General features: G+C 44.3%; 13 protein-coding genes. 7 read left to right on the top strand and 6 right to left on the bottom strand.

Going from position 1 to position 18270, the window contains the following annotated elements:
* Nucleotides 1-9: 9 nt before the first annotated feature.
* From ISG33_RS01870 to ISG33_RS01860, 3 genes are read left to right on the top strand one after another with little or no spacing between them, the layout of a single operon-like run.
* On the top strand, nucleotides 10-1584 hold the full coding sequence (locus ISG33_RS01870) for an XrtA system polysaccharide chain length determinant (protein WP_195731868.1): 1575 nt from the start codon (nucleotides 10-12) through the stop codon (nucleotides 1582-1584).
* Entirely contained in the window at nucleotides 1581-2585 is a 1005-nt protein-coding gene (locus ISG33_RS01865) for an XrtA-associated tyrosine autokinase (RefSeq protein WP_195731867.1), read from the top strand. The genes ISG33_RS01870 and ISG33_RS01865 overlap by 4 nt, the downstream gene beginning before the upstream one ends.
* A 17-nt stretch (nucleotides 2586-2602) precedes the next feature.
* The gene (locus ISG33_RS01860) at nucleotides 2603-4324 is read left to right on the top strand and encodes a TIGR03016 family PEP-CTERM system-associated outer membrane protein (RefSeq protein ID WP_229333417.1); all 1722 of its coding nucleotides are present in this window, start codon (nucleotides 2603-2605) and stop codon (nucleotides 4322-4324) included.
* A 35-nt stretch (nucleotides 4325-4359) separates the two neighbouring features.
* Here ISG33_RS01860 and ISG33_RS01855 read toward each other — a convergent pair whose 3' ends face one another.
* Together ISG33_RS01855 and hldE are read right to left on the bottom strand one after the other, a co-directional pair.
* Nucleotides 4360-5421 carry an XrtA/PEP-CTERM system-associated ATPase gene (locus ISG33_RS01855; RefSeq protein WP_195731866.1) on the bottom strand — a complete coding sequence of 354 codons (1062 nt, stop codon included), beginning with the start codon at nucleotides 5419-5421 and terminating at the stop codon, nucleotides 4360-4362.
* Nucleotides 5422-5562: 141 nt separating this feature from the next.
* A complete protein-coding gene (gene hldE, locus ISG33_RS01850; RefSeq protein WP_195731865.1) occupies nucleotides 5563-7002 on the bottom strand; it encodes a bifunctional D-glycero-beta-D-manno-heptose-7-phosphate kinase/D-glycero-beta-D-manno-heptose 1-phosphate adenylyltransferase HldE in 1440 nt (479 codons plus the stop codon).
* A gap of 110 nt (nucleotides 7003-7112) precedes the next feature.
* Here hldE and ISG33_RS01845 point away from each other — a divergent pair, with 110 nt between their 5' ends.
* On the top strand, nucleotides 7113-7406 hold the full coding sequence (locus ISG33_RS01845; protein WP_195731864.1) for a GIY-YIG nuclease family protein: 294 nt from the start codon (nucleotides 7113-7115) through the stop codon (nucleotides 7404-7406).
* Between the two features lie 38 nt (nucleotides 7407-7444).
* On the opposite strand, the gene ISG33_RS01840 is transcribed toward ISG33_RS01845, so the two are convergent.
* Entirely contained in the window at nucleotides 7445-8350 is a 906-nt protein-coding gene (locus tag ISG33_RS01840) for a DUF350 domain-containing protein (protein ID WP_195731863.1), read from the bottom strand.
* 79 nt (nucleotides 8351-8429) lie between these two features.
* On the opposite strand from ISG33_RS01840, the gene glnE reads away from it, so the two are divergent.
* Nucleotides 8430-11537 (top strand): bifunctional [glutamate--ammonia ligase]-adenylyl-L-tyrosine phosphorylase/[glutamate--ammonia-ligase] adenylyltransferase, encoded by a 3108-nt coding sequence (glnE, locus tag ISG33_RS01835; protein WP_195731862.1) that lies wholly within the window; start codon nucleotides 8430-8432, stop codon nucleotides 11535-11537.
* Here glnE and ISG33_RS01830 read toward each other — a convergent pair.
* The 3 genes from ISG33_RS01830 to ISG33_RS01820 all read right to left on the bottom strand — a co-directional run bounded on the left by ISG33_RS01830 (nucleotide 11534) and on the right by ISG33_RS01820 (nucleotide 13491).
* Entirely contained in the window at nucleotides 11534-12160 is a 627-nt protein-coding gene (locus ISG33_RS01830) for a TcpQ domain-containing protein (protein ID WP_195731861.1), read from the bottom strand. The genes glnE and ISG33_RS01830 overlap by 4 nt on opposite strands.
* Before the next feature lie 52 nt (nucleotides 12161-12212).
* A complete protein-coding gene (gene lpxL / locus ISG33_RS01825) occupies nucleotides 12213-13127 on the bottom strand; it encodes an LpxL/LpxP family Kdo(2)-lipid IV(A) lauroyl/palmitoleoyl acyltransferase (RefSeq protein ID WP_195732979.1) in 915 nt (304 codons plus the stop codon).
* 106 nt (nucleotides 13128-13233) lie between these two features.
* Nucleotides 13234-13491 carry a DUF3081 domain-containing protein gene (locus tag ISG33_RS01820; RefSeq protein WP_195731860.1) on the bottom strand — a complete coding sequence of 86 codons (258 nt, stop codon included), beginning with the start codon at nucleotides 13489-13491 and terminating at the stop codon, nucleotides 13234-13236.
* A 250-nt stretch (nucleotides 13492-13741) separates the two neighbouring features.
* Between ISG33_RS01820 and ISG33_RS01815 the strand changes: the two genes are divergently transcribed.
* Together ISG33_RS01815 and ISG33_RS01810 are read left to right on the top strand one after the other, a co-directional pair.
* Entirely contained in the window at nucleotides 13742-16006 is a 2265-nt protein-coding gene (locus ISG33_RS01815; RefSeq protein WP_195731859.1) for an acyl-CoA dehydrogenase, read from the top strand.
* 161 nt (nucleotides 16007-16167) lie between these two features.
* The gene (locus ISG33_RS01810) at nucleotides 16168-18249 is read left to right on the top strand and encodes a putative bifunctional diguanylate cyclase/phosphodiesterase (protein WP_195731858.1); all 2082 of its coding nucleotides are present in this window, start codon (nucleotides 16168-16170) and stop codon (nucleotides 18247-18249) included.
* Nucleotides 18250-18270 lie beyond the last annotated feature (21 nt).

Below are 18270 nucleotides of genomic sequence, written 5' to 3'. Positions count from 1 at the left end.
AGAAATTTCATGCAAGATTTAGAACAAACCATTCACATGGTGTTAGATTTTATCCGCGGTATCTGGATAAAAAAGCGTTACCTTATGGTGTGCTCCTGGCTTATATGCCCATTAGGATTCTTTTACGTAAGTACCTTACCCAATGTGTATGAGTCGGATGCACGTGTATTTGTTGATACTCGCTCAGTGTTGCGCCCTCTGCTAGGTAACATGGTAATGGGTTCAAATCCTGACGAAGAGTTGCGCATGATGGCGACCACTTTGAAAAGCCGAGACAACATCGAAAAGATTGCACGTGAAGCCGATTTAGACGTTACCGCAATCGGCGATGAAGCTTACAATCAGTTAATTAACGATCTTACTGAAGACATCAAACTCAATAGCGCAAGGGGTAGTAACGAATACACCATCAGCTATCAAAACGAAGATCGTGAAATGGCTCGCACGGTGGTGCAAGAAACCCTTGATTTATTTGTTGAAGGTGCTCTGGGAAATACACGTTCTGATAGCGAAACAACTGCTCGCTTCCTCGATGACCAAATAGCCGACTATGAATCACAGCTTGCCGAAAGTGAGCAACGCTTAGCTGATTTTAAGCGTCAGTATAGCGATATTTTGCCACTTCAAGGCACCTTCTACGCTAACTTACAAGACATGCGCACACAGCTTGAAACAACGCGCCTGACCATGAAAGAAACCGCTCAGCAAATTGAAGCGATGAAGGCGCAAACTCGAAAAGCTAAAAAAGCGTCGGATGGTTTAGGTGTTCGAAACGAAAATGAGCAAGTGCTACGAACGCGCTACGATGACCGCATATTAGCCTTGGAAGAACGCCTTGATTCACTGCGCTTGCGCTTCACCGATCAACACCCCGACGTGATCGAATCTAGCAACCTCTTAGAAGCCTTAAAAGAAGTGCGTGACAAAGAAATAGCCGCTTACAAGTCGCAAGACACTGGTGAAGATAATAGCCTAATGAGTGAGTCTGATCGCCAACTTCGCCTTGAAATTACGCGCCTAGAAGGCCAAATGGCCTCGTTAAAAGTGCGTGAGAACGACGCCTTACAAAAAATCGCTTCTTTGCAATCAAAGATAGACCTTGTGCCTCAAGTTGAAGCTGAGGGAACTGCACTGAATCGCGATTACGACATTAAAAAAGAAAAATACGAGGAGTTTTTATCTCGACGTGAGGCAGCTAGGGTCACTGAACGTGCTGACCGAGCATCCGACGACCTCCAGTTCGAGATACTTCGCCCGCCCATGGTACCCGAGCGCCCCTCAGGACCTAAGCGCATTTTGTTTTATACCGGCATATTAATTGTTGGTTTTGGTGTAGGTATTGGCCTTGCTTTCTTGATGAGCATGCTAACGCCAGTACTAGTGCGTGGTCAGCAATTAGCTGATCTCACTGGTTTCCCGATTTGGGGCACCGTATCACATTTGGAGCTTATACGGATTAAGCGCCGAAACAAACTCAGAGTAGCGGTTTTTGCCCTGTCTTCGGGTTCAATTTTCGCTATATACGCAGGCTTTGTGATGTTAGACATTCTCAATGTAGATTTAATGAGTAGATTACCGATATGAGCAATACGATAGAAAAGGCATTGCTTCGCCAACAAGAAGCCGAACGTGCGCAGCGCGATATTAGTGGCGCTGATGGAAATGGCAAAGGCGACCGCCGCTCAGCCCGCAGAAAAGTTGTTATTGAGCCTGACAAGCCAGAAATGTTCACAGACAAGCGCTTTGAAATTGATTTAGAACGTTTGGAAGAACGAGGCTTTGTATCGCCTAACAGTACTCGAAGCCTGATAAATGAAGAGTACCGCGAAATCAAGCGTAAACTATTGGCGAATGCCTTTGGCGCACTTTCAGGCACAATTAATAATTCAAATATTATTATGGTTACTAGTGCTCGCCCGAGTGAAGGTAAAACCTTCACTGCAGTTAACCTTGCAATAAGCATTGCTGCAGAACAAGACAAACGCGTATTGCTTGTTGATGCCGATGTGCTCAAACCTAACACATTGCGAACTTTGGGCTTAAATGAGCGCAGTGGTCTAATGGAATATTTGCTTGGCGAAAAAGAAGAAATTGGCGAAGTTATGTTTAGAACTAATCTCAACAAGCTTCGATTGATTCCCGCTGGACGCTCGCATCACTTATCTACTGAGCTACTCGCCAGTGAAGCGATGAGTGACCTAATTGATGAGTTTTCCAATCGATACCCTGATCGTATTGTAATTATCGACACTCCCCCTCTTATTGGTATCAACGAATCGGCAATATTGGCCAATTTCGCTGGGCAGGCCGTGGTGGTGGTTGAAGAAGGAAGATCAAAACTGGCTGACGTTAAAAAAGCGGTTGATCGTCTAAACCCCGATATGGCGATTGGCTATGTGATCAATAAGTCGGTGAGTCAGTCAGACAGTAACGGCTATTACGGTTATAGTTATTATGGCAACCGCGAAGAAGCTGGCAATGCGATTGACTACGCTAGCGAGAAGGCTAATACCGATGCGTCGCAAGGCTCAGGTCAAAGTTCTGATCAAGGCACCGATGAAAGCAGCGAAGCGCGCAAGCAGTGAAGTGGAACAAGCGATAAATGACACGCTCAGGGATGGCTATTATTCGTTCGAGTAAACGACACTGGCTGTGTAACGCAGCCGCTAGCTTGTTCCTCGTGCCTTTGAATGCATTTATGTTTATGCTTGCTCTAATAGTCTCAGCTGGCCTTGCTCAAGCGCAAGAGCTAAAATATACACTCAGCGTCGATGCAGAAAACGTGTTCCAAGACATTTACTCTGAAGACGACAGACAAACACTGAATACAACTAACTTCATCATACGCCCTCGCCTAAACCTGAGTTATAGGAACAAACGCGCCTCGCTTACTTGGGGTGCCACACACAATCATGTAAGGCGAGGTTTAGAAGACCTCGACGTTACCAATAACTATACCAACTACAATTATCGTGGAAGCTACGACCTTGTCGAGAACTTACTACAGTTCACTGCAAATGGGGCACTTAATTATCAGAATGTAGGGGCCAGTGGCTTTTTGGTCGACGACTTCTTAACCAATGCACAAAACTTGAGTAAAACGCGCTCCAATCGTTATGGCTTGAACCTCAACTTGCCACGAGGTGACTACTTCGGCCATCAAACACAAATTGCCTATTCAAATACCGAAAGTGAACGCAATATCAATTCTTTTGCTCAACTCAACAGCAAGGTATACAACATTAATACAAATACCTTCAGCGGTAATAATTTCGAACGTTTTCGTTTTGGTGTGCAAACCGGCTTCACTATATCTGAACGTCCGGACAATGGTGACTTTGCTAGCCGACAAGTTGACGCAGAGCTTGCCTATCAAATTTATAATGGCTTCGGCGCGCTAGTGAGTACCAGCCATGAAGCCAATCAGGTATCATCGAGCGAAACTAGCTTCAGCCGCTTACAAGACTTTAATTCCATCGGCGCTGGTATCATCTGGCAAGCCGCCGACAACAGGTCAATATCGCTTACTTGGAATAGAGCGGATAGTGACGCGATTGAAGAAGATGAAGACAATAAGGGCTATGTTGGCCTGGATATTAACTGGCGATTTACACCAAGAACCAGCTTAGCGGCGGAATATGAAAGGCGTTTTTTTGGTGAAGCAGGCAGCTTCTCTTTTCAACATCAAATAAGGCGCTTTCGCACTCAGATTCGCTACTCTGAAGAAGTCACTAGTTTCGCCAGACTCATATCTAACCCCGACAACCTGGGTGTTTTCGTTTGCACCGACGGCGTTAGCGAGTTAGCAGCCTGTTTCCAGCCTAACTCACTGAATTATCAGTTGGCTCCCAACGAACAATTTGTGCAATTTAGTGAACAAGACACTGAAATAAACGACGAAATAATACTACGTAAGGCGCTTTCTTGGCAGTTGGGTGTGCAACAAAGGCGCACTCGCATTTCAATAAACGGGCGATATGCCACCAACGATTTCTTGGAAACAAATCGCTTATCACGTACTTATTCGGCAGGTAGTTTACTGTCATTTCAGATCGGTAGAAGAACCAATTTTAGTTGGACCCTCAACGCCGCCTATACCGACGAATCCATCGACGGAGAAAGTGGTAGCTCAGACGTTTACAGCTCAAAGCTAAGTATTAGCAGAGACCTAGGTAGATATTTCAAGCTGGCGCTCGATTTTTCGTATTTAGATAGGGAAGTAGAAGGTAGAGTGCTAAGCAGTGGCACCGGCGCTGCAGGTATTAACGGTAGCTTGCAAGATCGCAGAGTTGCGTTGAACCTTTCATACAGGCTGGCAAACTAGCCAGCCTTATAGAGCTTAACAACAGGCTCGCTATTTCACTTTTCTGTTTTTAGTCTTACGTAGGCTTGGTACTTACGTTTTAATAACTTATCGATGTATTGGGTGAGCTTTATTTTGTGCTTAAGCGCATCATCTAAAGCATCAACCAGATCGTGTAACATATCGCGATAGTACTGCGTCTCGTTAATTTTCGTGCCGTTTGCCGTGTACAAGGCACCATCTTTTGCACCGTCTTGCTCATTGTAATTACTGGCGTCGGTACGCAATGGCATTTTGTTATCAGGAATGTACATCTCTGATTTTACTTCCTCGATAACGATGTTCACTTCCTCAACATCGAAAGTTTCAACTTCTTCTAGGAAGCCAAATAACAATACTCTATCCATGAGTGTATTCATGCGTCTTGGTATTCCCAAGGAAAACTCATGAATAGCGGTATACGCTTCTTCAGTGAACAAGGACTCGCCTTCGTAACCCGCATGATTGAGTCGAAACTCGATGTATTCTTTAGCTTCTACCTTATTAAGAGGCGCTAAATGACAAGACGCAACAATACGTTGTCTTAGTTGCTCCATGTTGGGCGCACGAAGGATGGGTTGTAATTCTTCCTGCCCAAGCAAAAAGCTTTGTAAAAGTGGCCTGCCATCTTTCTGGAAATTCGACAACATGCGTAACTCTTCGATGGTTTCCAGTGGTAAGTTTTGGGCCTCATCCACCACCAGCAAAGCACGTTTTCCTTGCTGCGATAGTTGATTTAAGAAGCGTTCTAGGGCTTCTAAGATTTCGGTCTTTGATTTATTTGCTACATCTAAATCGAACTTAGCCCCCACCATTTTCACCAACTCGTCGGGGGTGAGTTTTGGTGTTACGATCTGGGCAGCAAATATGTCCTCTTTCATGTTATCTAAAAGACTGTTTGCGATGGTGGTTTTACCCGTTCCTATACCGCCAGTAATCACAATGAAGCCTTCTGCTTGAGAAAGTCCGTATTGTAAATATGACATAGCACGTTTATGCAATTTACTCGCATAAAAGAACTCCGGGTCAGGAGTTAGCTGGAAAGGTTTTGAGTCAAGTCCGTAATAGCTTTCGTACATGAGCGTTTCGTTTGTCCGTAATCTAATGATGTGTAATTTTAAGCTTATAATTCAATAGGCTATGTAATTCACACAAAAACATATTGTTAGTATTTTGCCTCTGACTTCTGGCATCCCTTTTAAAAGTCTGCATAATATACACTATTTTGCGTCAGCATTCACAATTTGCGAAATAATTCCGGTAGTCGATACGCCATCTTCAAATAACAGCACCCTGACTTCGCCACCACTCGCGATAACTTCTTTACCACCTGCAATATCTTCAATCTTATAATCACCACCTTTCACCAGTACGTCGGGTAGTATATCGGCAATAAGCTCTTGCGGTGTGTCTTGGGAAAACGCAACAACCCAATCAACGGCTTGTAAACCAGCGAGCACTGCCATTCGACGCTGCACATTATTAATGGGTCTGCCCTCACCCTTTAATTTGCGCACAGAATCGTCGGTATTCACGGCTACAATGAGTCGGTCGCCTAGCGTTGCAGCCTCATTGAGGTAAGCAACATGCCCTGAATGTAAAATATCAAAACAGCCGTTGGTCATTACCACTCGCTCACCCTTTGCTTGTGCCTGCTGCACCATAAGCTTGAGTTGCTGTATGTTCATTTCACCGCTGTCTTGACTTTGTTTAGCATTAACTGCCAAGGCCAATTCGGTGGTGCTAACAGTGGAGGTACCCAGCTTGCCTACTACGACACTTGCCGCATGGTTGGCTAATTGACTCGCGACTTGTAAGCTTAAACCACAGGCCATTGCACATGCGAGCGTTGATATTACGGTATCGCCAGCACCTGTAACGTCATACACTTCCTTAGCATGAGCCGGTAAATGGTAAGCGCTAAGCGCATCGCCACTTGAAGTCGTAAACAGCGACATTCCTTTTTCAGAGCGCGTGACCAACAAAGCCTCAAGTTTACACTTACTGTGTAAGATGCTGGCTTTCTCTAGTAAGTCTTGCTCACTGTTGACCGCTCCCATTTCGCCTTCAAATTCAGCCATATTTGGGGTGATCAGGGTGGCCCCTGCATACTTAGAAAAATGACTACCCTTAGGGTCAACAATAACCGGTTTTTGCAGCCTAGTTGCTGCCTCAATTAACGCCTCAGGTGCCGACAAGCAGCCTTTATTATAGTCTGACAACACAACCAAATCGGCGGCCTCAACTTGCGCTTCAAATTTTGCTAGCAAATCGGCTTTGCAGTCGAGCGCAAAGCTCTTCTCAAAGTCCAAACGCAATAGCTGCTGATTTCGACTCATCACTCGCAACTTGGTGATGGTGTCTTTGCTCGGTATTTTTGCAAACACACAGTTTACCCTCATTGCACCGAGCTTTTCTTCTAATATTTGCGCGGCTTCATCGTCTCCAGTCATACCCATTAGAGTAACCTTAGCGCCGAGCGTTGCGGCATTTATTGCCACATTCGCAGCACCACCAGGGCGATCTTCGGAATCATTCACGTTTACTACAGGCACTGGCGCTTCTGGCGATATACGCGCTGTCGACCCCGACCAATAACGATCAAGCATCACGTCACCTATGATAAGAATATTGGCTTGACTGAAATCAGGTATTTGCATGCTAGTTATTCGCTCTGTGTTGATGTAATAGTGTGTATATCTTTGGCTTAATGCTGCAAGTATACCAATGAATCTGCTAAAGTCAGAGCTTGTTAGAAGGAAAGTTAACGATGACCGCAACAAGTGCAAAAAATACCGACACTTGGTATCTATATTTAATCAAAAATAAGCTCAATCAACTTTATACGGGTATCACTAAAGATGCAGAACGGCGATTTCAAGAGCACGCCAGTGGAAGCCCAAAGTGTGCTAAGGCACTGAAAGGAAAAGGCCCCTTAGTATTGGCCTTCGTTACCAAATTAGGCGACCATTCAACCGCGCTTAAAGCTGAGATTTGGATGAAAAAACAAAGCAGAGACACCAAAAATAAAATCATTAGTGGAGAGAAGCAGATCCCCTTTTAAATAGTTATCCTAATCGGTAAACACAAGCATTGACTGTCTTAGTTAGCAAACAAACCAGCAATCAACAACGCCAGGCCCATGCTTAGTACAAATTCGATGCTAGCAATCCCGATATTGTGCTGTAAATCAACTTCTGTTTTCCAATTCACGCCACTGAGCACGATCCTTTTCGCCAGGCTGGTGAATACGATCAGTAAAAGCGAGAACGCGGCGCCCACAAACAACCATCCGGTAATATTGCTTACGTAGGCATCAGCCGAATATTCAATCACAGAACCCGCCGAAGATACCACAATAGCAGTGCCGATTAAGGTGCCTGAATGCTGTATTGCAAGCGCCAATTGGCCTTTACACAGCGTGCGTTGAAAACCGTTATTTTGGTTGTTTTTGGCATAGCGTCGCTCGTATAGACGGGTAGTTAGCAACAATATTGCTAATACCACCATCGAGCCCGACATAATCGCTACCAACGTATTTGCGTCAGTACCGTCGGCCCATTCAATAATACTCTTTATTATGATCGCACTAGCTATTGCACTGCTTGCGTCGACCAAAGCAACAGACACATTCTTTTCGGATATCATTTGGTTTTTATCTAAACGATTTAATACCACTTTGTCATGGGCAAAACGGCCGACTTTCACCAAAAAGATACCAATACTACCGAACAACAACATGCCTAAAGCTGCAGCTTCGTAACCAAGATGACTGTGTCGCCCCACCACCGCCGACAGCACAATAGTTAGCGAAAGCATCCTTCCCGCCATTGAAATGCCAAAAGCAAAATTGTCTTTTTCACCAAGCTCTTGGCGCACACTGATTTTACTGAACAAACCCGACAATGAGCGAATTGCGAATAGCAAGATAACCGCAATCGATATATCAATTGCAAGATAGATTAATATGTCGGGCGACAAAGGCACTAATTTAACAAGTTGTTCCATAAAGCTCTTTTCAGACTATCCATTTGTGACAAAACTATACCATAATAGACAAATAAGCCATTTATCAATGTAAAAACAAATGTCTACACTCAATACCCTGATTCAAGAAGCCGGCGAAAGCCACTGGCAATATTTCATTGCAAAAGCGGCTTACCTTTTTCAGCAAGATAGCCCTAGCACAGAAGCTCAATCTGACTATAAAGCGCTTGTGTACGATAACCAAGCTCTGATCACAAAGGCCTTCGCGTTGAGTGATTTTATTGCAGAGGTTGCTGGCAAATACCCTGCGCAGTTTATCGCTGAACTGCCCTCATTGCTTCAGCAAAAAGCACATCAAACATCGGGCTATGATAGCGCATTAGCCAGTGCGCTTGCTGAGCTAAATAGTGAAAGTGAGTTACACGCGACGTTAAGGCAATATCGTCATTTATCGATGGCGAAAATAGCATGGCGCGACTTGCTTTATCAGGCAGACATCAAGCAATCATTGATAGCCGTGAGCGAGTTAGCCGATGCGCTTATCAACTCAGCTAACCATTGGTTGTACGAGCAAGCTTGCTCTCGTTACGGTAGGCCAGCAAGTTGGCAAGGCGAAGAACAAAAACTCATCGTTATTGGTATGGGCAAACTTGGCGGCAAAGAGCTCAACTTCTCTTCAGATATCGATTTGATTTTTGTTTATCCTGAGCAAGGAGAGACACAACGCGACAGAAAACCCGTAGAGCATCACAGCTTTTTTACTAAACTAGCACAGCGACTCATAAGCGCACTGCACCAGACCACGGCCGATGGGCAAGTGTACAGGGTGGATATGCGCTTGCGTCCACTCGGTGAAAGTGGTCCCTTGGTCATTTCGTTGGCAGCGTTTGAATCTTACTATTTGGAACAAGGTAGAGATTGGGAACGCTTTGCGATGCAGAAGGCCAGAGTATTAAGCCCTGAAAGCAAGGCTTCTGCCGAAATTCAAAACATTATTCGACCCTTTGTTTACCGCAAGTATCTCGACTTCACTACCATAGAATCGCTGCGTAAAATGAAGCAACTCATATCAAGCGAAGTCGCGCGTAGGCAGTTAAGCGGAAATATAAAATTAGGTAAAGGTGGTATTCGTGAAGTAGAGTTTTTCATTCAAGCATTGCAACTTATACATGCAGGAAAAGTAACAGAATGCCAAACACGGTCTATATTGGCCTCATTTTCGGTGCTGCAAAAACATGGTTTTCTTGAGGCGACTGTTGCAGATGAATTACTTCAAAGCTACTTATATTTGCGCCAAAATGAACATTATCTACAAGCTTTCGCCGACAAACAAACGCAGCAACTTCCCGATACCCCCCTAGACAAGGCTCGCCTTAGCGTGCTAAATCAACAAGCAGATTATGCAAGCTGTGAAAAAGCAATTGAAGCACGGATGCACCTGATTAACGCTCATTTTATAAACCTTATTGAGACCAGTGACGAACAAACTTCAACCACAAAGATGGGGGAAGATAGCGACACCGACCACGAATCATTGGGCTCTACGCTAGCCCCTTCGATAGGCAGAGTGTTGGCAGGCTTTGAGCAAGACTTTGTTGACTTATGGAAACTCAAACTGAATGAGAATGAAGCCTCTGAGCTGCTCTTTCCTGCCTTTAAGGCAGCACTAAACGCTAGTATCCCATCAGTAAGTTCAATCGAGGAAGACGAACATTCACTCGCTCAGCAAGCGACATCGACGGCCGCTGATATTGCTGCTCAACTCATCGAATTTAAACACCAAAGTCATAAGCACAATGTTGGCCCGAAAGGCGTCGACACTCTCGAAAAACTACTACCTGTGCTAACCAAAGAAGTGCTGCTTTTCGTGTTTGGTGAAGCAGAGCTAGCGGCAAGTGCCATTCGCTGTGAACGCATCAGCAAATTATATGCGTTGATACTCGACATAATGCTGCCGATGCTAGGTCGAACTGCCTATCTCGACCTGCTGCTGGAAAACCCCATGGTTCGCCAACGTTTGTTGTCGTTGTCAGCAAAAAGCAATTGGGTTGCAAGGCAAATAAAACAATTTCCTTTATTGCTTGATGAGCTACTTCACCCGGCGTATTTGGTGAGCGAAAAAGGCAATGCACAGCTGTGGTTTGCTCAATATACCGACGAGCTTCGCACGCAAATGCTACGCATAGAGGCTGACGACGTAGAAGCACAAATGGACGCCCTCCGTTATTTTAAACTTACCCAACAACTCAGAATTGCCGCGGCCGATGTAAGTGGCACGCTGCCCATAAACCAAGTAAGTGACAAACTGAGCGCCTTAGCTGAGTGTTTACTGAATAAGACGATCGACTTAGCTTGGGCGCAAATTACTGATAAATACGGTTGTATTGAGGGCTATTCTGCAAGCAACAAGGGCTTAGGAGTGATCGCCTACGGTAAATTAGGCGGCATAGAACTAGGGTATGGTTCCGACCTCGACATTGTATTTGTTCACGATGTCGATTTGAGCTTGAGTACCAATGGCCGCAAACAAGTAAGTTGCAGTGAGTTTTTTGTAAAGCTCGTGCAGCGTATATCACATCTTTTCACCACCAAAACATACTTAAATGAACTCTATGAGATCGACCTACGTTTGCGGCCCTCGGGCAACTCAGGTCTGTTAATAAGTCACATAGATACTTTTCGAGATTATCAGTTAGCAGATGCATGGACCTGGGAACATCAAGCCTTAGTGAGAGCTAGGATTGTTTACGGCCATAATGAACTTGTAGCTGCCTTTCAGCAAATTCGTCAGGAAGTGCTAGCCCTACCAAGAGAGCAAGTTGAGTTAGCGACCGAAGTTGCTGAGATGCGAGATAAGATGCGCGAGCATCTTGATAAAAGTACGGCATCGCTAGTTGATTTTAAGCAGGCTCGCGGTGGGATCAGCGATTTAGAGTTTCTGTGTCAGTACTGGGTGTTGCGTCACGCTAATACACATCCAGCCTTAAGTACCTGGACCGATAACCTGCGCATTCTCGATACCATGGCCGATGAAGGCTTGTTAACGCAAGCCGAGGCAGAAAGCTTGCAAAAGGCCTATTTGAGTATCAGAAATAGACTGCATCGAGAGAGTTTAAATAAGGGAGTGACGAAAGAAACCAGTCAAAAGCTACTGCAGGCTATGCAGTGCATTAATGAGCACTATTCAAGCGCGTTGCTAATAGGCTAGTCAATAAAACCGTGCTTTTTGCAGTTTTCCATCACGAAGCTATCAGCTTGTTCGGTAATGATAACCGTTCTTTTTCTGTTGCAGAAATAAACGTCGACTTTAGGGATGAAGTTGGCGTCGATTGCACCCGCAACATCATTTAATGAACCTAGAAAGGTGTTTTCAGTGAGAAAACGCTGACGAATAATAAAATCTTGGTTTAAATCCCACATCAGTGTCATGCCTTCTTCTTCAGCATACTTTATCGCTTCTACCATGATCGTATTGCCCTTTGCAAAGGCCCTGTACTTCAATTCACCTTGCCAGTTTTCGCTGGGTATTTTAGTGGGTGTAGGCATGTCGGCGAGTTGTTCTGTTTGGCTCAACTCATTCACCTCCAAGGGAACAACATAATCACCGAATTGCTCTTTTATTGGGTCACGCGAAGACATGCGAAATTCTTGATAAAAACGTGACACATTATCTTCAATCGTCTCACGCGTATCGCTGTCTTGCCCAGAGGATTTAATTGACTGCTGACTTTCTTCAGGGTTGTATCGCAAAACAAATAAAGCAGCCAACAACACAACTAAAGCAAGTAAAGCATGCTTGAGCCAGAACATCGATTGGTTTTTATCTGCCATGACCTATCCTATTTACGCTACTTTAATTCCGAAGTGCTCGTTAACTGCCAAATTAATACAAGGAAGCGGGCTCATCATCGGGGCGTGTTTTAAATCGCTTGTGCATCCACAAATAGCCGTCGGGTTGTTCATTAACCAAGGCAAATATGTCTTTGTTCAACGCCGTTAATGCTGCCTCAGCTTGGTTATCGGCCAAGTATGGCAAAGGTGCACTTATTTTTACTTTATAACCCTTTTCGCTATATTGCGGCGTGATAAACATGGGAATACAATTTGCACGATTCGCGAACATCAGTGTGCCCGTAGTGGTTGCTGTTTTCTCAACTGCACCAAAGGGAACGAAAACACTTTGATTTTTACCGTAATCTTGATCAGGGAAATACAGGCCAATTTCGCCTTCATCTAAGGCTCTGATCAGCGCTTTAGCATTACGTTTGTGGATCATGTATTTGTTTGAGCGATTTCTACCATGATACTGCATGTAATCCAGAAGTGGATTGTTATGCTTTCGGTAGAAAGCCACACAAGGATGCGCTAAACCAATGATACGACAGCAAATTTCGATATTCACATTATGAATAACCAATCCAAATACACCTTTTCCAGATTTCAGCACCTTTAGTGCGTGGTCGAGGCCTTCAACTTCACCGATGCGGCGCACGCGCCAAGTTGGCCACCACCAGCCCATTGCTGTCTCGAAAAGTGCCATACCCGTGCGAAAAAGGTTATCTTTGACTAATTGCTCACGCTGCTCAGGCGTCCAGTCCGGATAAACCAATTCAAAATTTCTGCGTGCCACATTGACGCGTTTTGACGCAAGAAGACCAATGAGCTTGCCAACACCTCGGCCTAGCAATTTGATAACGGGGTAAGGAAGCCAAGTGATGATGTACAAGATGGCCGCGCCAATCCACACCAACCAATATTTTGGCAGAAAAAAACGCCAACTGAATTTTGGCGCCATCATGGCATTTATTTTTTTTATTTTTTGCTGTTGTTCCAAGGGAAACTCTCACCACCTTAAAGGCTTTCAATAGCCCTAGTTTACCTTGCAACACATATTGAATAAAGAACTAGTGAGTTTTATCGATGTTTTGAAGCTTTTTCTCAAAGGCATCAAATTGCGACTGATTGTCGTAGTCGAAATGGTATTGATTATGAAAACCAAAACTTAATTTCACCGTCGCGTCTTCCATATACACTGTATAACCGTCGAAGTCGGTATAGGCCTTCACGCCGTCCAAGTGATGCGCTCCGTCTTTATGTTCACCATGCTGACGAATTTTTTCAAACACTTGTAACAGGAATTTACTATCGATGCTGTTTTTCATTTTATTTACCTTGTTTTTACTATTAATTCGTAAGAGCGCCGAGGCAGATCACTTTAGGCTCACAAATGATTATAGCAGCGACAAAAAGAATGCGAATCAATAAGCATGAGCCCTTGACGATACCTTTCTGTTAATAATTTGGGTTATCTTCGAGTTCAATCGAACATATTTCATACAATAAATTTTGATCTTTGTGTGATTTCATGTAGTATCTATATTTCAACTGGTCAGATGAGCGGATAAGTTAACAATGAGTATTAGAACAAACTTAAAGAAAGTATTACCCCCAATATCAATCACCGAGCAAGAAGCACTTGATGCCGGCGACGTGTGGATTGAATCGTCTATTTATCAAGGCAAACCTGACATGCATGCCCTGCGTAGCCTTCCTCAAGCAACATTGAGCGCAGACGAGCAAGCCTTCTTGGACGGTCCTGTTCAAGAACTTCTTGAAATGGTTGATGAGTTCGAGCTAAACAACAGCAAGCACATCCCACAGGAAGTTTTAGATTTTCTTGGTAAAAACAAATTTTTCTCAATGATTATCCCGAAAAAATTCGGTGGTCTTGAGTTCAGCCCTTACGCAAACTCCACCATCGTTGCGACTATCGCTGCCACCTCAGGCGCGATTGCTGTTACGGTTATGGTGCCTAACTCTTTAGGCCCGGGCGAGTTGCTTATGCATTACGGTACCGAAGAGCAACAAAACTTTTGGCTACCGAAACTAGCCATCGGTCAAGACATTCCGTGTTTTGCACTTACAAGTCCTGAAGCGGGTTCAGACGCTGGTTCTATACCAGACGCAGGTATCGTTACTAAAGGCATGTGGGAAGGAAAAGAAGTACTTGGTTTAAGCGTGACTTGGGACAAACGTTACATCACTCTTGCCCCAATCGCGACAGTACTTGGGCTAGCATTTAAAGTATTCGACCCTGAGCAATTATTGGGTGACGAGCTTGAACTGGGTATTACATGTGCCTTATTACCTAAGTCTCACCCTGGTGTTGAGTTAGGCAATCGTCACGATCCTATGGGCGTTAAATTCTATAACGGTACTACACGCGGTAAAGACGTGTTCATCCCTATGGACTTTATTATCGGTGGCCAGAAAAACATTGGTCGCGGATGGCAAATGCTGGTTAGCTGTCTAGGTGCTGGCCGCGGTATTTCGCTTCCTGCAATGGGTGTGGCTTCTGCACAATCGGCATTTAAGTCAACAGCAGAGTACTCCTTTGTTCGTGAGCAATTTGGTGTACCAATTGGACGTTTTGAAGGTATCCAAGAGAAATTAGCAGACATCGCCGGCAAGACTTTCTTACTAGAAGCGATGCGTGTATTAACCACTGAAGGCCTAGGCGAAGGTGTGAAGCCATCGGTTGTTACGGCTATTGCTAAATATCACATGACCGAACTTGGCCGTGACGTACTAAACACTGCCATGGACGTTCAAGCGGGTAAAGCTATTCAGCGTGGGCCGCAAAATACACTCGCTAACGGCTATGCTGCCTTGCCTATTGCGATTACGGTTGAGGGTGCGAATATCCTAACACGTAACCTTATGATTTTTGGTCAAGGCGCAATGCGTTGTCACCCGCACTTGAAGGAAATGGTTGATCTAATTCACAGCCAAGATTCCTCAGCCGATGCTGAGTTTAACAAAGTGCTTGGTAAGACTGTGAAGTTCAGTGTTAAAAATGCGTTTAGAAGCTTAGCAAATAGCTATCTTCCATTCTTACGCACGAAAGAGTCGAACTTCCCGATTGTTCGTCCTTACGAGAAGCGCGTAAATGCTATGGCTGCAAAACTAGCACCACTAGCAGATTTATCGCTACTAGTATTGGGTGGTGAGTTGAAAAAAGCCGAATTGTTGTCTGCAAGACTTGGCGACGTAATGAGCTACTTATACGCTGCAATGGCAACTATCCGTTTCTATGAGCAACGTGTTGAAGACCGCACTCAAGCCGAAGCTTACTTCCGCTATGCGATGGAATGGTCACTACAACAAGCTGAGAAAGCGGTAGTTGATTTCGTGAATAACTTCCCGAACACGCCTACTCGTGGCCTAATGAGATTGTTAACCAACACCTACAGCTCATCGGTAAGCGGCATCTCTGACGACTTGGTACGTGAACTTTCTGCCGCGTCACTGGAAGATAGCAGCATCAAAGCACAGCTAACGCATCTTGTGAAAGTAATGCCTGGCGACGGTAACGACATCAACGAGCAAGCATTTAAAGCGAAACATGCTGCAATGCCATTGTTGTCAAAAGTGCACAAAGCCTTACGTAAATCGCCTGTTATTCCATTCATATCGTTTGAGAATGCTGTCGACACTTTACACGCGAAAGGCGATTTAACGGACGCTGAACGCACTACTTTATTGTCGTATAATGAGAAGCGTAAATTGTCTGTTCGTGTTGACGAATTTACTTTCGACATGCAACTTCTTAGCGCTGAAGAAACCGACGGCCCAGCCGCTGGTAAGGCAGCCAAAGAAGAAGCAAACGCAGCTTAATATGTGCTAAGCCCAGTAGGAATATCTTCACTGGGCGATTCATAAAGAATCACCAAGAAAGGCCGATAATATACTTATCGGCCTTTTTTTATGCCTGAAAAATAAATGATTGTGGTAGCGTTTCCAATTTACCAAACCTTGAGCGACCTTTTGTAAAACTAATGCAGCATACCGACATATTCAACTCGAGTCCCCAAGATACGCTAGCACGCCTGCGTCTTCTATACGGTAACGCGCTAGGTGGTTTGTTCATTACTTTGCTGTGCATGGGCGTACTGTGTTTTGGTTTTGATACGCCCGAGCAACAAAAGCTAAAAACAAGCATATTTGTGATTTTGGTTATTTCTCATGTCCTTCGATTTACTGAAAACACGCTAACTCTGCATCAAATAAAACAAAAAACTGCAAATCACAAAACCTTAATAGTTCGATTTACTGTCGGTATCATGATCAACAGTACAATTTGGGCAAGTTATAGTTTTTTATTGGTGCCTACGATGAGTGGTATCGAGATCACAGTAAGTGCAGTGATACTCTCTGCATTAGCTGGCGGTGCTACAACCATCCTTGCGGCATCTGGCTTACTTGCTCGTTTTTATATGTCATGCTTAATTTTACCCTACGCCATTATGGGGCTATTTAATGAGTTCGAGTATTTTCATTACATTTCTTATTTGGGTTTTGGCTTTTGGTTCGTCATGCTGTTGTCGTCTAAACAAGCGGCTAATTTTGTAAGTGAAACACTGACACTTAAAAACAAAAATTCCGAACTCGTGTTGCTCATGGATCAAGAAAAACAGGAGGTAGAGCGGGTTAATAATGAGCTGCTAAGCGCTAATAAACAACTAGACGAATACACCGCTTCTTTAGAAGAAAAAGTAGAAAATAGAACGAAAGAAATTTACCGTTTGTCGAATCTTGATTCCCTCACAGGCTTGAGTAATCGCAGCGCATTTCTCGAGCAGTTGAAAGAGAGAGTCTTACTTGCAAAATCGAAGCGGGAACAATTTGCCCTGCTATTCATCGATCTCGACGGCTTTAAAGATGTAAACGATGGCTTCGGTCACAAGATTGGCGACTCAGTGCTCAGTGAGATAGGCCATAGATTATTAACCTTATTGAATGAAACTCAACCCATTAATAGCCAGAAAGCGGTCTTATGCCGTTGGGGAGGGGATGAGTTTTTAGTGCTCTACCCTACCGACAGTAAAAGTGTGACAACAGCGCCTAGCCCAGCAATTGAGAAGCTTAGCGCAGAAATTCAAAAAAGAGTCGCTAAAAGCATCAACATTGCCTCGAATGAAATACATTTAGGTGCCAGTATCGGTATCGCCAAGTATCCTGAAGACACCGAAGAGCCACAACAGTTGATTCAATATGCCGACATTTCGATGTATTACCACAAAGAGTTTGGCCAAGGTAATGCGACTTACTTCTCCCTCGATTTATTTGCCGAGTTTCAACGTGATCAGCTTATTCGTGATGGCCTAAAACTCGCTCTGGAAAAACAAGAGTTTTCGCTTGTTTATCAACCCATAGTCGACATTCAAGACGACGAGTTGGTGTGTTTTGAAGCGCTGCTGCGCTGGGAGCATCAAGGCAACTTTATATCCCCGGTTGAATTTATTCCAATGGCAGAAAAGTCGGGTAGGATAAACGACATTGGCGCTTGGGTATTGCAGCGAGCATGTATGGATGCAACGACATGGCATTTCGATGCTTTGAGCGCCAAGAGAAACAAACAACCTGGTGTTTCGGTGAACGTATCGTGCATTCAACTGGTAGATGACTCGTTTATAGCAACCGTTGAAAGTGCCTTGGTCTTGAGTGGTTTACCTGCTGAAAATCTTCATCTAGAAATTACCGAAAGTGTGCTGTTCGAAAACGAGGCATTGGCCTTATCTCAACTAGCCCACCTTTCCAAACTAGGCGTTCATGTTTCTATCGACGATTTTGGTACTGGCTTTTCCTCCCTAAGCCAACTGAAAGCAATGCACTTTGATGTCGTGAAAATAGACAGAAGCTTTATCATCGAACTCAGCAAACAAGATCTCACTATTATTTCTGCTACCAAGCTCATCGCTGACCAATTCAACGCCAGAATGGTTGCCGAAGGCATAGAAACTGAACATCAATTGGCCATATTAAAAAGTGGTGGAATACGCTATATTCAGGGTTATTATATTGCTCGTCCAATGCCGCTTAAACAAATAAACGCTTGGGTAAGTAAGTTCTTCGTATAACTCTACACAATAAGAAACCAA

Origin of the sequence: Marinibium conchae (assembly GCF_015595035.1) — a bacterium.
In the GTDB taxonomy this organism is placed as follows: Bacteria; Pseudomonadota; Gammaproteobacteria; order Enterobacterales; family Alteromonadaceae; genus Glaciecola.
This window is presented reverse-complemented; position numbering and strand designations above follow the sequence as displayed.